The 14,292-nt window shown below is 66.6% G+C and carries 11 protein-coding genes; 1 reads left to right on the top strand and 10 read right to left on the bottom strand.

Annotated features, from left to right (window positions below; genetic code table 11):
* Window positions 1-982 (bottom strand): hypothetical protein (locus tag IT430_15015; GenBank protein MCC6909249.1); only part of this gene is annotated, 982 nt, incomplete at its 3' end.
* Between the two features lie 443 nt (window positions 983-1,425).
* Between IT430_15015 and IT430_15010 the strand changes: the two genes are divergently transcribed.
* A complete protein-coding gene (locus IT430_15010; GenBank protein MCC6909248.1) occupies window positions 1,426-1,917 on the top strand; it encodes a hypothetical protein in 492 nt (163 codons plus the stop codon).
* 683 nt (window positions 1,918-2,600) lie between these two features.
* Here the strand turns inward: IT430_15010 and rdgB are convergent.
* The 9 genes from rdgB to IT430_14965 form a co-directional block, all read right to left on the bottom strand.
* A complete protein-coding gene (gene rdgB, locus IT430_15005) occupies window positions 2,601-3,215 on the bottom strand; it encodes an RdgB/HAM1 family non-canonical purine NTP pyrophosphatase (protein MCC6909247.1) in 615 nt (204 codons plus the stop codon).
* Window positions 3,216-3,224: 9 nt separating this feature from the next.
* Window positions 3,225-5,309 carry a hypothetical protein gene (locus tag IT430_15000; GenBank protein MCC6909246.1) on the bottom strand — a complete coding sequence of 695 codons (2,085 nt, stop codon included), beginning with the start codon at window positions 5,307-5,309 and terminating at the stop codon, window positions 3,225-3,227.
* Window positions 5,310-5,405: 96 nt separating this feature from the next.
* Entirely contained in the window at window positions 5,406-6,023 is a 618-nt protein-coding gene (locus IT430_14995; GenBank protein ID MCC6909245.1) for a hypothetical protein, read from the bottom strand.
* Window positions 6,024-6,093: 70 nt separating this feature from the next.
* The gene (gene rbfA, locus IT430_14990) at window positions 6,094-6,498 is read right to left on the bottom strand and encodes a 30S ribosome-binding factor RbfA (protein MCC6909244.1); all 405 of its coding nucleotides are present in this window, start codon (window positions 6,496-6,498) and stop codon (window positions 6,094-6,096) included.
* Window positions 6,499-6,514: 16 nt separating this feature from the next.
* Window positions 6,515-9,331: a translation initiation factor IF-2 gene (infB, locus tag IT430_14985; protein ID MCC6909243.1), complete on the bottom strand. Its 2,817-nt coding sequence runs from the start codon at window positions 9,329-9,331 to the stop codon at window positions 6,515-6,517.
* 69 nt (window positions 9,332-9,400) lie between these two features.
* Entirely contained in the window at window positions 9,401-10,831 is a 1,431-nt protein-coding gene (nusA, locus tag IT430_14980; protein ID MCC6909242.1) for a transcription termination factor NusA, read from the bottom strand.
* A gap of 398 nt (window positions 10,832-11,229) precedes the next feature.
* Entirely contained in the window at window positions 11,230-12,621 is a 1,392-nt protein-coding gene (locus tag IT430_14975; GenBank protein ID MCC6909241.1) for a YihY family inner membrane protein, read from the bottom strand.
* Window positions 12,622-12,687: 66 nt separating this feature from the next.
* Window positions 12,688-13,422 (bottom strand): methyltransferase domain-containing protein, encoded by a 735-nt coding sequence (locus IT430_14970; GenBank protein MCC6909240.1) that lies wholly within the window; start codon window positions 13,420-13,422, stop codon window positions 12,688-12,690.
* 19 nt (window positions 13,423-13,441) lie between these two features.
* A complete protein-coding gene (locus tag IT430_14965) occupies window positions 13,442-14,206 on the bottom strand; it encodes a TerC family protein (GenBank protein MCC6909239.1) in 765 nt (254 codons plus the stop codon).
* Window positions 14,207-14,292: the final 86 nt, after the last annotated feature.

Genomic DNA, 14,292 nt, shown 5'->3' with positions numbered 1-14,292 from the left:
CCGCGCAGCCGGGCACTTCGACCAGTTGCAGCCAGCCGCCACAGGCGCCGGTGCCGGCGCTGCCCGAGACCATGCCGCTGCCGTTGCCGGTGCCGAAGTTGTTAATGAGGCGCACGCTGCCCTGGATACCGAGCATCGTTCCCTGGCAGACGCCGCCGGGGATGATCGTGCTGCCCTGCTGGGCGCCGAAGACGAGTCCCTGTTGCCGGCCCGCGTTGGCGCCGCTCCAGGAAACCGTGACCGTGCCCGGGCACTGGCCGCCGACGTTGAGCCGGTATCCGCCCGCGGTGCCGATGAACTCGAAGCCGCGCACGTCCGTGTAGCCGCCCGAGCCGACGGTCGTGAACGAACCGTCGACGGTTGAAATGGAGTAGAGAGCCTCGCGGCAGCCGAAGAGTTGATCGTTGAGATCGAACGCGATGGCCTGGATGTCAGTGTTGCCGGCGCCGCTCAGATCCGAAGTCGCGCCGTTGGCGAGATTGACCGTCGCGAGGCCGTTGAAGATGTCCCAGGCGTAGGCGTTGCCCTGGCTGTCAATCGCGAATCCCTGAATGCCGGTGTCGTTGGCCAGGCCGAGGCGCGTGGTCGCGCCGCTGCTCGGATCGATCGAGTAGAACACATCGGGCGTGCCGAATCCTTCGTCGTTGTAGGCGTACAGCGTGCCGTCAGGCGCGAAGTCCATGCCGCGAATCGAGCTGATGTTCATCGTGGCGACGCTGGTCATGGCCCCCGTCGTTTCATCCACACGCACAAGCGTGTTGTTCGAAGTCGTGTAAATCTCTCCCGAGGGGCTCTTGGCGCTCGCGTTCAGGCTCGTGAACGTGCGGCTGCCGTTGAGCAGCGAGCCGGCGCCGGTGCTCGAGTCGATGGTGTACACGTCGCCCGGCCAACTTACGGCGATGATGTCATTCCCGCCCAGCGCGATGCCCATCGAAGCGCCGATGGCGCCCGCCATGATGATCGCAGTGATTCCTCTCCTCATGGTGATCTCTCCTTCCAGACTGGTGTGATTGCAGGGCACGATTCGGCCACGTCGTGCATCATACCGCAAGTCGCGCCGCCAGCGGCGATCGACCAGCACTGAGCCTCGACGAAAGTCCACAATCTTTTCTCGGACCCAGCCGGCGCGCGCATGGTCGCTTCGTTTTCCACCGTTCTTCCACACGAGTCGGCAGGGGCGAGCGGCAGCGAACGGGCGTCCCCGTTCTCGTAAACCTCGCAGAAACAACTGCTTGAGCCGAAGTGCGCAAAACTGGCCGATGGAGTCGCCGGATGGGCGTGGGGCGGGCCGGGAACTTTTCGACCAATTTGCGCTCGAAAAAGTCGAGAAGTGTTGCATTGTGTAGCGAAGTGTGGTAACCTATCGCACCCTGTCGCCTTGGCCCGCGAGCGGCAGGAAAACGCAGTCGGCATGAGGATCGGATCGTGCTGTTCACAGGCGAATTCGAACACACGATCGACGCGAAGGGACGCCTGGCCATCCCTTCCGAGATCCGCTCTCGAATGAAGAAAGCAGAAGATGGCGAAGCGTTCTACCTCACGATCGGAGCCAACCGAGCCTTGCGGCTCTATCCGGAAAAAGGCTTCGAACGTCTCGCCGCAATGATCGAAGAAGGCCTGGTCACCGACGAAGCGGTCCAGGAGTTCGATCAACTGCTCTTTCCGCTTTCGAGCCGGCTGGAACTGGACTCCGCCGGGCGCGTGCGCCTGCCCGATCGCATGATGCAGCGGGCCGGCCTGGGAAAGGATGTCGTGCTCATCGGCGTGCGAGACCATCTTCAGATTCGCGACCTCAAGCAGTGGAACGCTGAACTGGAAGACCGTCTCGCCAAGCAGGAGGAGATCTTCAGCCGCTTTGTCCGTCGCGGCCGGCCGAGCGAGGGCCGCGGCGCCGGCAACGCGAGTGGGGGAGGATGACGCAACTCGCATCGATCGTGCGACGGGCGCGGGAGGGATCGCCCGTCGGAGCATGGTCGATGATCACGCCGCCTGCCTTGAACAGAGGTCGGCGACGTTTTGACAAGTCGGGACTGGATCATCACGCCGCTGGAATCAGAAGGAGACCAGCGGCGAGGGTGGATGGAGGCGAACGGATTCGTACGTCGCCTCGGCGGAATTCGGTGTGCCTGCCGGCGCTCGGCCAGGGATCGGCTGATTAACGATCGCCCGCAGGTCACGGCTGATTTTCGCTCGACCGCTATTGATCTTGGCTTATGCAGGCGCGTGGGCGCCGTGGGCCGGATCCGTCGCGGCGGCTCCTCCATCGCCGGCTCGATGACCAGCCACCGCCGATCGACCAAGCGATCGGCGGCATCGTGACCGCTGACAAGGATGCGGCGGCACGATACAGACCATCGGCCCGCGCGACGTGACCTCGCGCCCGGCCGCACCTTTCGAGTCCGCTCACGCCATCCCACCGGTGCGAGCGGACTTTTTTTCGCCCCAGCGCGCGTAGGTCGGGACAAGGCTCTGCGCAGGCCCGGCGGTTGGACGCCCAGCGCGCCGCACCGGTTCTGCTCTCAGCACACCTCCAACTGCCGGGCCGCGCTCAGAGCAGCGGTCCCGACCTACGTGCATCACTCCATCACCCCATCACGCCATCACCCACACAACCACGCGGCCATCGCCCGGCTCGCCGCGCCTCGGTGTGAGCGCGCGTTCTTTTCGGCCGGCGGCAGCTCCGCGCTCGTCTTGCCCACATCCGCCAGCCACAGCAGCGGGTCGTAGCCGAACCCGTTGTGGCCGCGCGGCTCGTCGATGATCACGCCCGCGAACTCGCCTCGCGTCTCGGTCAGCACCTGCCCATCGGCGTCCGCCAGGCACATGGCGCACACGAACCGCGCCGTGCGACATTCGGGTGGCACATCCTTCAACTCCGCGAGAAGTCTGGCGTTGTTGGCCGCGTCGCGCTGGGCCCGCGTGTCGCCTGTGCCGGCGTAGCGCGCGCTGTACACGCCCGGCGCGCCGCCGAGGGCGTCAACTTCGAGGCCGCTGTCATCGGCCAGGCACGTCCGCTGCGCTGCCTGCGCGTAGTAGATTGCCTTGAGCCGCGCGTTGGCTTCAAAGGTCGCGCCGTCCTCCACGGGCTCGGGCACGTTCACGCCGGCCTCGTCCAGCCCGATCGTCCGGATGCCCAGCGGCCCGAGCACCGCGCGGATCTCCTCGAGTTTGTGCGGGTTCGACGTCGCCACGAGCAGCGGCTGTTCAACTGCCATCGCCATCGTTCACTGACCCGCCGCGTTCAATTCATACAGCACGCGCCCGCCGGGCCACGCCGCCAAGGCGCGTCCATGCCGTTCGAAGAATCCCAGCACATCCACCTCCCTGAAGATCGGATCATACCACTCATCGCGCCGGCCGAGCCGATCGAGTTCGGCGTAGTTCACGAGCACGAGCGAGATGCCTCGCTCGATCAGTGCCGCCGCCCACGCCTGCTCATCATCGCCGTGCGCGCGGATGATCTCGCCCAGCGGCGAGGTGTCCCACGTCGTGTGCCACACCACCGGCCGCAGAATGTAAAACGGTGTCGCGTCGCCCAGCAGGTAGAGGCCCTGATCCGGCCGCGTTCGCAGGTTGAGATAAATATCGCTGTTGGCCGCGATCAGGTCGGACTCGAGCCGGCGGTCGAGCGGCGGCTGGCTCACGCCGGTGCGAAAGACTTCGCCGTCGATGAACGTCGCCGGCATGCCGCGCCCCTGCCCGTTGAAGATCATCATCGTCCACGCGCCCATCGCCGCGGGCACGATGATGCTCACGCTGCATGCCGTCGCGAGGAAGCGCGGCACGAGCGCTTCGAGCCCCAGCACGATCAGCACGACCAGCGGCACCACACACGGCAGGAGAAACCGGCTCTGTAGATGCGTCAGCGTCAGCCAGAAAATCAGCTGGACTGCGAGCACGATCAGCGCATCGCGCCGCGCGGTGCGATTGCTCTGCCCGAGCCACGCCAGCGCACAGGCGGGGGCCGCCGCGAACCACAACCACGCCCACTGCGCGTGCACGAAAGCCATCTGCCACAGCGCAACCAGGCGCTCCGCCCCTGTGCCGTGTGGTCCATGTGCGTCGTTCCAGCGCTGCGCCTGCTCGGCGGTCCAGTGGGCGGTTCCCAGCAGCCCCGTGGCGAATGGAAAGAGCGGGTTGCCGCCGTCCAGCGCCGCCCAGTTGCGCAGGGCGTAGGGCCCCAGGGCGATCAGCCCGCCCGCAGCGCAGCCCAGCGCCGCCCGCCACCACCGCGCCGTCGGCGTGTGGATAAGCAGCAGCATGCCGATGGGGGCGACGACCAGGCCCGCCGCCGTGAGTTTCGCGCCGCATGCGATCCCCGCAAGAAACCCGATGAGTACGAGACTTCGCCAGGCGCGCGGCTCGGCGCTGCTCAGTCGCCAGCACAGCGCGAGCAGGCCAATCAGCGGGGCTTCGTTGTAGGCCATCGAGCCCGTGACCACGACCCACGGCACGCTCAGCGTCATCGCGCCCGCCGCCAGGGCCATCCAGTGCGAAACATGCCGGCCGGCGAGCAGCGTCACCTCCCGCGCCGCCCAGATCATCAGGGCCGCGTGCAGCATCTGGCAGGCCGTCGCCGCTTCGAGCGCGCCGTTGCCCGGCCGCTGCGCCAGCGGATCGAGCAGCACCGCGAGGTGGTAGTACGCCGCTTCGACGTACGACGGCGCGAACGAATAGGCATTGTGCAGCTGCGGCGTGATGGAGCCCAGCGTCAGCCACTCCCGCGGCATCTGAAGGTGATATTCGAGCACGTCGTAGCCGCCCGCTTCCGTCGCCCAGAGCCAGCCGGGCGCGCTGGTGGCGGCGATGAACATCACCGTCAGCGCCGGCACGGCGGCGATGAGCGCCAGCGACGACACGCCGCCGATGCGCAGCGACAGGCTTTGCGCTGCGAGCCGCTCGCGCAGACTGAGCATCGCCGCCAGCCAGCCCACGCACAGCAGCAGCCATCCGCCGGCGCTGCCGCCGAGCTGCAGCAGGCCGGCGGCGCCGAGCGCGTGATCGAGCCAGAGCAGCGCCGGCACGCCCAGGCCGAGATCGATCGGGCCGAGTTCAGCCGCATCCAGCCGCAGGCCCTTGCGCACCAGCGAGCCGAAGCCCCACGCGGCAATGAGCCAGCCCGATACCGGGATCGAGTCGAAGGCCATGACGAAGATGGCCCCGGCAAAGCGGCTCATCTCCCCGCCGCGCCCGCGCGTCAGCCAGATGGCGATGCCCAGCGCGAGCAGCGAGGCTGCGAGGAGGGTGAAATGCAGCGGCGAAACGCGCCAACCGCCGCCGGTATGAAAAGGTTGCGACCCACGAGCCATGGCCGCCCCATTCTAAGCCGCCGGCGTCGCGGCAAGCGGGGGAGGAGGCATCGAGGCCCCGACGCGGCCGAAGCAGAGGACCAGCCGCGCCCGCTTCTACTCCTCCGCATCCAGTCCTGCTTCGCGATCGCGATCATCCACCCACGACCAGAGCCGCAGATGCACGGCGGCGCATTGTTCGGGCTCGATGCGCTCCACGATGGCTTCGCTGATCTCATCGGGCGAGGCGGCGGTGTCGGCGATGCCTTCTTCGATCAGCGCCGCGTGCAGCCGGTCGTCGATGGGAATCACCGGGTGGCTCAGGCCGTGCAGGCACGCGAAACTCGCGGCGTAGGGCAGCATGCCGTCAAGGCCCATGAGATAAGCGCTGGCATCGGAAGCCGGGGCGTCGAGCAGGTGGTCGATCGAAACGCTCAACTCGCGCCGGTGCAGGTCGTGCAGCGCCCGGCGAATGCGGCTGGCCCGCTTGCGCGAACGCGGATAGCGGTCGCCGATGAGCGCCTGGATCTCATCCGTCAGGCAGACGCGCAGTTCGTTGAGATCGACCACGCGGCTGCGCAGGCGCTCGAACGCCTTGGCCGACCGCCTGTGCGAACACTCCCACGCCAGAAAGCCCCAGACGAGATGTTCGGCCGGCGTGGCGGCGGGGCAGGCGGGCGGCGAATCGTCCCGGGCCGTATCCCGGAGCAATCGCGTGAGTCGACCGGCATGCACCGCTGCGCTCGTCAACGCCTCTCCCTCGCGCCTCCGCCTCGCGGCGTCGGCTCCGCTTGTGCCTGGGCGGCTACGAATCGTCGTCGCGGGCGACACGGCCGGGCGCGTCCTGCGGCTCATTTGCTTCGTCGGCCTCCTCGCCGACGGCCTGACGGATCGCGCTGAGCAACTCCGCCTGCTTCTTGATGCGCTCGTCGAGTTGAAAGCGGATGTGCGGCGGCCGGCGGACATCCATCTGCTCGTTGACGAGATGCTGGAGGCGCATCGTCGCGGCCCGCAGGCCCTGCATCGTCGCCGCCTGGTATTCAGCGGGCAGCACCGAGACGTGCACGACCGCGTCGCGCGTGTCCGGCGAGACGTCCACCTGCGTGACCGTGAGCATCCCGCGGATGCGCGGGTCGTTGAGCCCGCGCGTGAACACTTCCTGCACCGCGCGGTGCATGACGGAAGCGAGTTGTTCGCGCCGATGACTCACTTGCTTTCGCTCCGGATCAGATCTTGCGGCTGACTTCGATCATGCGGTAACACTCGAGCACGTCGCCGGGCTTGATGTCGTCGTAGCCTTCGATCTTCATGCCGCACTCCTGTCCGCTGCGCACCTCTCTGGCGTCGTCCTTGAACCGCTTGAGCTGTTCGAGCACGCGGTTGTTCTCGACGACGATGCCATCGCGCGTCACGCGGACTTTGGCGTTGCGCTCGATCGTGCCGTCCGTGACGTAGCAACCCGCCACCATGCCGACCTTGGTGATCTTGAACACTTCGCGCACCGTCGCGTGGCCGAGCACCTCTTCCCTGATCTCCGGCGCGAGCAGGCCGCTGGCGGCCTTGCGCACGTCGTCGAGCAGTTCGTAGATGACCTGATAGGTGCGCAGCTCGACGTCTTTGTTCTCCGCCAGTTCGCGGGCCCGGCTGGAAGCGATGACGTGGAAGCCCAGCACGATGGCGCCCGAGGCTTCGGCCAGCAGCACGTCGGATTCGGTGATCCCGCCGACCGCCGCGTGCAATACGCGGATCTGCAGTTCGTCGGTGGAGATGTCTTCGAGCGAACGCCGCAGCGTTTCCACGCTGCCCTGCACGTCGGCCTTGACGACGAGGTTGAGGTCCTTGCGCTCGGCGCCCTTCATCTGCGTAAAGATGTTGTCGAGCGTCACCTTTGGCGCCGCCAGGGCGCGCTCGCGCTCCTGCGCCACGCGCTGCTCGGCGGCCTCTTCCGCCTTGCGCAGGCTCGAGACGACGTAGCAGCGGTCGCCGGCGTCGGGCACCTGGTTGATGCCCGAGATCTCCAGCGGCGTGGAGGGCCCGGCCTCCTTGAGGCGCTTGCCGCGATCGTCGGTCATGTCGCGCACCCGGCCGTAGGCCCGGCCGATGACGATGAAGTCGCCGACCTTGATGCGACCGTCCTGGATGAGCACGTTGGCCACGGCGCCGCGGCCTTCGACCATGCGGGCTTCGATGACCGTGCCGCGCGCCGGACCCGCCGCGTCGGCCTTCAGCTCCATCAGCTGGGCCTGGAAATCGAGCGTGTCGAGCAGGTCCTGGATGCCGATCTTCTTGGTGGCCGAGGTCTTGATGACTTCCGTCTTGCCGCCCCATTCGACGGGCGAGAGTTCGTACTCGGCCAGCTGGCCGTAGATGCGCTGGATGTTGGAATCCGTCGCCTCGGACTTGTCGATCTTGTTGAGCGCCACGACGATGGGCACTTCGGCCGCCTTGGCGTGGTTGATCGATTCGATCGTCTGCGGCATCAGGCCGTCATCGGCCGCCACGACGAGCACGACGATATCGGTGATCTGCGCGCCCCGGGCCCGCATGGCGGTAAACGCCTCGTGGCCGGGCGTGTCGAGGAAGACAACCGTCTTGTCGTCGTCACCGGCGCGCACGCTGATGCGGAACGCCGAGGTGTGCTGCGTGATGCCGCCGGCCTCGCCCGCGGCCACGTTCGTCTGCCGGATCGCGTCCAGCAGCGACGTCTTGCCGTGATCGACGTGCCCGAGAATCGCCACGACCGGAGCGCGGGGCTGAAGATCGACCGTCTCGCGCTGTTCGAATTCCTGCGTGACGACATCGACGGCGGAGCGCTTCTCCTCCACGTCGAGTTCAATGTTGTGCTCCATCATGAGTTCGACGGCGAGGTCCGTGGGCATGCCGGCGTTGGGATTCGCCTGCATGATGCCCTTTTTCATCATGGCGCGGATGATCTGGTTCACCTGCACGCCGGTCGCCGCGCTGAGGTCCTTGATGGAAAACGGCTCGTGGATCTTGACCAGACCGCCGACCTGCGCGGCTGTCTTGGCCTTCTCGCCGCCGTGGTCGGACTTGCTCGCATCGCGGCGGACGGTCTTGATGTAGCCGTGCGCTCCCCGCAGGCGCTCTTCGCGTTCGAGCAGGTCCTGCTGGCCCCAGTTGCGGCTGCGAGCGGGACGATCGCCCGAAGGCCCGTCGGCGCTGGCGCTGCGGCCCTCGCGGCCGCTGCGGTTCTTGCGCCGCGTGTTTCGCCGCGACACGTCGCCTGTGGGCGGCCCGTCCATCGGACCAGCCGGCGCCATCGGCCCGCGGCCGCCCGGGCCTTCGCCCAGCGTGCGGCGGCGGGGTCGGTCCACGACCTCCGCCTCTTCGATGCGCACCACCTTCGGCCCCGAGAGCTTCGCAGGCGACTGCACTTCGCCCAGCATCGGACCAGCCGGCGTGACCTGCTGGGGCCGCTTGGGCACGTTGGGCACCGCCACGCCGCGACGGCGATCGGCTCCCGCCTCGGCCTGTGCCGGCGCGCTCGGCACCGCAGCGCTCGCCGCTGCCGCCAGCGAACCCGGCGCTTCCATCGGCGCCTCGCGTTGCTCGGCGGGCATTTCTTCGCTCGGCGCCATCGGGGCGGGAGCGTGGCTCGGCTCGGTCGAAGCGGTCTGCGCCTCCACGCGGCGGATCACTTCCTCCGACGTCTCCGCCGACCCCTTCTTGGCGATCTTGCGCGTCTCTTCGAGCGCGCGGGCCATCGCGGCCGATTCATCCGCGGTCTCTTCGACGGGCTGGCTGGCCAGCTTTTTGCGCGCCGTGGCGCGCACTTTCTTGGCCGCCTTCTTGGCGGTACGCGCCGCAACGGCCGTCAGGGCGCCGGCGTCTTCGGCCGTTTCCACCACCTCGTCTTCATCGCTGCCGCCCGCGTACCACGAGTGGATCGTCTGCTCAAGCCCCGCCGACACCGTGGACATGTGGTTGGTGATGTTGGGGATACCCTCGGCCTCGCAGCGCTCCACGAGGTCTTTGCTCTTGATGCCGAGTTCTTTCGCGATCTGATGAATCTTCTTAGCCAAAGGCTGCTCCTCAGTTCAATTCGAGCCCGACTCGCGCCGGGCGGAGACACCGCCGCCGTGCGGCTCTCCTCATGCTCCCTCTTCGCCACGGGCCTGGTTCACCGGAGCCGGCGAGCGGCCCAGGCCCAGGATCGTCGCCGCCTGCGCGGCGCCTTCGTCTTCCGTGTTCCCGCCGCCGCTCGCTGCAGGCACTTCGCCCGACTCGGGCGCCGGCGTACCGTCGAGCACGCTGGCCACCAGGCGCTGCTCCACTTCGCGCCGCCGCGCTTCCTCTTCCTTCTCGCGCTGCTGCTCTTCGGCAACGACCTTGGCCTTGGCCGACGCCAGTTCGACCATCTGATCCGCCTGCTCGGGCGTCACTTCCAGTTCGTCTGCCAGCACTTCGGCGCCGACTTCTTCGACGTCAAACACGCTCACCATGCCCAGCGCCGCCAGCCGGTCGAGCTGCTCTTCCGTCACGCCTTCGACCTGACGCAGCGTCTCGACGAGCACTTCCAGGCCCTTGGCGTATTCGGTCGGCGTGAGGATGTCCACGTCCCAGCCCGTCAGCCGCGCCGCCAGGCGCACGTTCTGCCCGCGCTTGCCGATGGCCAGGCTGAGTTGATCCTCCTCGACCACGACCGTCGCCCGGCCGAGTTCGAAGCACAACGACACGTCCTTCACCTCCGCCGGCTTGAGCGCGTTCTGGATCAGAATCTGGCTTGAGTCGTTCCAGCGGACGATGTCGATCTTCTCGCCGCCCAGTTCATCGACGATGTTCTTGATCCGGCTGCCGCGCACGCCGACGCACGCGCCCACCGCGTCCACCTTCGAGTCGATCGAAGACACGGCGAGTTTGGTGCGGAAGCCCGGCTCGCGCGCCATCGCCTTGATCTCGATGATCCGCTCGCTCACCTCGGGCACCTCCACCTCGAACAGGCGGCGGATGAAGTCCGGATTGGCCCGGCTGAGCACGATCTTCACCTGGTTGCCCATGTCGCGCACGTCGAGAATCAGGCAGCGCACGCGATCGCCCGGCTGAAAGTTCTCGCCGGGGATCTGCTCGCTGCGGGGCATGAAGCCCTCGGCCCGATCGATCTGGATGACCAGCGCACCGCCTTCGTAGCGCTGCGCCGTGCCGGTCACCATCTCGCCGACGCGCTTGGAGAACTCTTCGAAGAGCGCTTCTCGCTCGTCCTCGCGGAAGCGCTGGATCATGACCTGCTTGGCGGTCTGGGCCGGGATGCGGCCGAGTTCGCGCAGGTCGATTTCAATTTCGGTCCACTCGCCGACCGGCTCGCCCGTGACGGGATCGGTCTCAGCAGGGGGGAAACGCCTCCACAAGCGGATTTCGCCATTGAAGCGATCCATCGCGCAGCGGAATTCATCCGTGTCGAGCGAGCCGAAGTGCTTGCGCGCCGCGGAGATCATCGCCGTCTCGATGTCGCGGAAGAGCGACTCGCGCTCGATCTTGCGGTCGCGCGCGATCGAGTCGATGATGCGGAGTGTTTCCTGATTCATGATGCTGATAGTCCTTTCGCCGAGTTGTGTATTCAGTTGTCTCTGCAACCGGCTCAGCCGGTTCCACCACCCTGAATTCCGTCAAACAAAAAACCACCGGCGCATCCGCAGCGCCTGTGGCCTGTCGTGCGGCTGCCGGGCTCAAGAGCCCATCACAGCCGGTCAACCCAACCTGTGGCGATGCCTCAGGTCATGACGCGCCCTTCAAAAGCCCGGAATCCGGGCGTGCGGGAGGCGTCCGAGTTGACGCGCTGCCTACCACGCACTGGGTTCTTCCCAAAGGTGCATTCTGCGTACTCCTACGCCAGCAAGCCGAAAAACTGGCCACTTCAGACCACCCCAAGGATAGTCCAGCCCCGCCCCGGGTCAAAATAAGCAAACTGGACCGTTGCAGCGGCCTAGGGCTTGCCGTTTCTACGCAGATCCGCCAGCGTCTGATCGCGCACCGCGCGGAGTTGAGCCTGCCTCAGACGCGAAACCAGTTCCCAGTCTTCGCCGATCGCATCTTGCGTCCCCAGCAGGTTTTGCGCCGCTTCGACGACCTCGGTCAGCGTGATGCGATCCGCCGGCCTGGCCAGTGCAAACGTCGGCCGCTCGTTGGGCTCGATGCGGTGCAATACGCCCTGCTCGACGAGTCGGGAGAGCACGAGTTCGATCGCCGGCTCGTTGATGCTCGCCTGTTCCATGATGTGCCGCACATCCGTCGCCTCGCCCCGCTCGAAGCGCTCAACAACCACGCGCAGCATCGGCAGCACCAGCGCCGGGTCCATCACCGGCGCAATGCACGGCCGGTCGGGAATCGAGCGAACCATCCGGACGCCCACCGCCTGCAGCGCCGAGGTCAGTTCCAGGCCAAAGAGCACGATGATCCACATCGCGTAGACCCAGAACAGGAACACCGGGATCAACCCCAGCGTGCCGTAGAGCACCGAGTAGGTCGAACTCGTGCCAAAGATCGTCGAGATGTACGCGCCCAGGGCCCGGGCGCCGATCGACCAGGAGATGGCGGTGACGAGCGAGCCGATCGCCGCCGCCGAGATCTTCACCTTCGTGTTGGGCACCGCGACATAGAGCAGCAGGATGAACAGCCACGTCGTCGTCAGCGAAGTGATCACGCCCACGGCTGACAGACTCGACGTTGCCCACGGGCCGAGGCTGTCCGCGGCGCGGGTGACGATTTCGTCAAAGCGCCGGTCGAGGAAGAAACTCAGGTACAGCAGCCCCGGCCCGATCATGATCGTGAAGCCGTACAGCGGCACGCGGCGCGACAGCGGCCGGTTCTCCGAGGCGCGCGTGATGGTGTTGAACGAGCGCTCGATGGTCGTCATCATCCCGATCGCCGCCCAGATGAGAATGAGCAGGCCGATGATGCCGATCGACTCGAAGTTCACGTTGTCATTGATGTCCCGAATGAGATCGGCCAGCCAGTCGACGAGCGGCATGGCGACTTTTTCCGGGTTGCCGTCCGTGATGACCTGCGTCGGCACGGTGACCGTGTCCAGCGGCGTGGCCGCCAGCACGTCGCGCACGAACGACTGGAATCGATCGAGCCCGCCGAGTACGCGGAAGATGAGCAGGCCGATGGCGCTGATCGGCACGAGCGCGAAGATGGTGCGGAACGCCAAGGCCGCGGCCATCTGCCCCGCCCGGTCCTCGTGGAGTTGCTTCAGGCCGTGGCGGGCGAGTTCGGCCATGAAGCGCAGCGCGTACTGCCAGCGGTTCAACTCGGCGGTGGGCGTCTGCAGCAGCCGCCTGAACCACTTCGGCATGTACCATTTGCGCCGGGCCATGGATGCGCAAGTCTATCGGCCGTTTTCCACGCGCGGTGGGGGAGGAATCCTGCCGCGGCCGGACGCCTACCGCTCCACCTTGCGGAACCGCAGCACGTAGTTCTGCGGCAGGTAGGGCGGATAGTGCTGGTTCACCAGTTCAAAACCCGCATCCACGATCTCCTGCGTGAACACCTCTTCACCCGCGCGGACGTGTCCGAGGATCCACTCCGACGACTCGCCCTCGATCCGGTAGAAGTCCACGACCACCAGTTGCCCGCCGGGCCGCAGCGCCTCGTAGATCGAGCGCATCGTGCTGACCGGATATTCGAAGTGGTGGTAGGTGTCGCAGATGAACATGAGATCGACTGAGTTGGCAGGCAGATCGACGCTCCGTTCGCCGCACACGACTGTCTCGATGTTGTTGATGCCCTTGTCGGCTGCGTCTTTGGCCAGGCGCTCCATCAGGCCGGCGTTGATGTCCACGGCGTAGACCTTGCCCGCCTCGCCGACGAGCCCGGCGAACAGTTCCGCCATGAACCCGCTGCCGGCGCCGATGTCCGCCACAACGCTGCCTTTGCGCGGCCCGACGAGCGCTGCGATCTTCTCTCGCTGCGAAAAGATCTCGCGGCCCTCGTCGTCGAGCGTCTCCACGAGCGGCGCGATGTCATCGCTCTTCCACCGGTCATTAATGCCCGGCTTGACGCTCTGCTCCTGCTCAGTCGGCGGCGGCGGATTCTGCGCGACCGGCGCCGCCGCGCCCGCCAGCGCCAGCGCGAGGGCCAGCCATATTCCGCGCATCGTCAAGTTGGCTCGATCCATCACGCCACTCCTTCCAGAGTCACGCCGCGGCTGCCGCCCTGCGCCGCTTGGCCGCCCAGAGGTTGAGCGCCTCGACGCCCAGCGAAAACGCCATCGCAAAGTAAATGTATCCCTTGTTCATGTGCCCGCCGAGCCCCTCGAACAGCAGCATGACGCCGATGAGAATGAGGAACGCCAGCGCCAGCATCTTCAGCGTCGGATGCCGCTTGATGAAGCCCGCTATGTAGCCCGCGAATGCCAGCATCACGCCGATGGCCACGACGACCGCCACGATCATGACCCACAGTTCCTCCGCCATGCCCACGGCCGTGATCACCGAGTCGAGCGAAAACACGAGATCGAGCAGGAGAATCTGCACGATGACGCGCGCAAATGACGCCGCGGCTTTGCGATGCGCGCTGCGTTCATGCCCTTCGCCTTCGATGCGCTCGTGAATCTCAAAGGTCGCCTTGCCGACGAGAAACAGTCCGCCCCCGACGAGAATGAGATCGCGCCCGGAGAACTCGTTGCCGAATACGGTGAACAGCGCCGCCTCCAGCCCCATGATCCACTTGATGCTCAGCAGCAGCCCGATGCGCATGCCCATCGCCAGCAGCAGCCCCACCCGCCGGGCCAGCGCCTGCTTGGACTCTTCGAGCCTCTCGACGATGATCGAGATGAACACGATGTTGTCAATCCCCAGCACGATCTCCATCGCCGTGAGGGTAACCAGCGCCAGCGCGGCGCCCGCCATCGTGTCCGTCTGCATCGCGTCGCCGCCGCCCAGATGCGCCAGAAACATCATCACGTGAGGTCCTCTCTGAAGCCTGTCAGCCGCTTCGAAGTCAGCATGACTGTACCAGCCTCTCGCCGCACTGGCTGGCGCCGATA

This window comes from Phycisphaerales bacterium (assembly GCA_020852515.1).
Lineage (GTDB): Bacteria > Planctomycetota > Phycisphaerae > Phycisphaerales > UBA5793 > UBA5793.
Note: the sequence above shows the minus strand (reverse complement) of the source record. Positions and strands in the feature narration are given on the sequence as shown.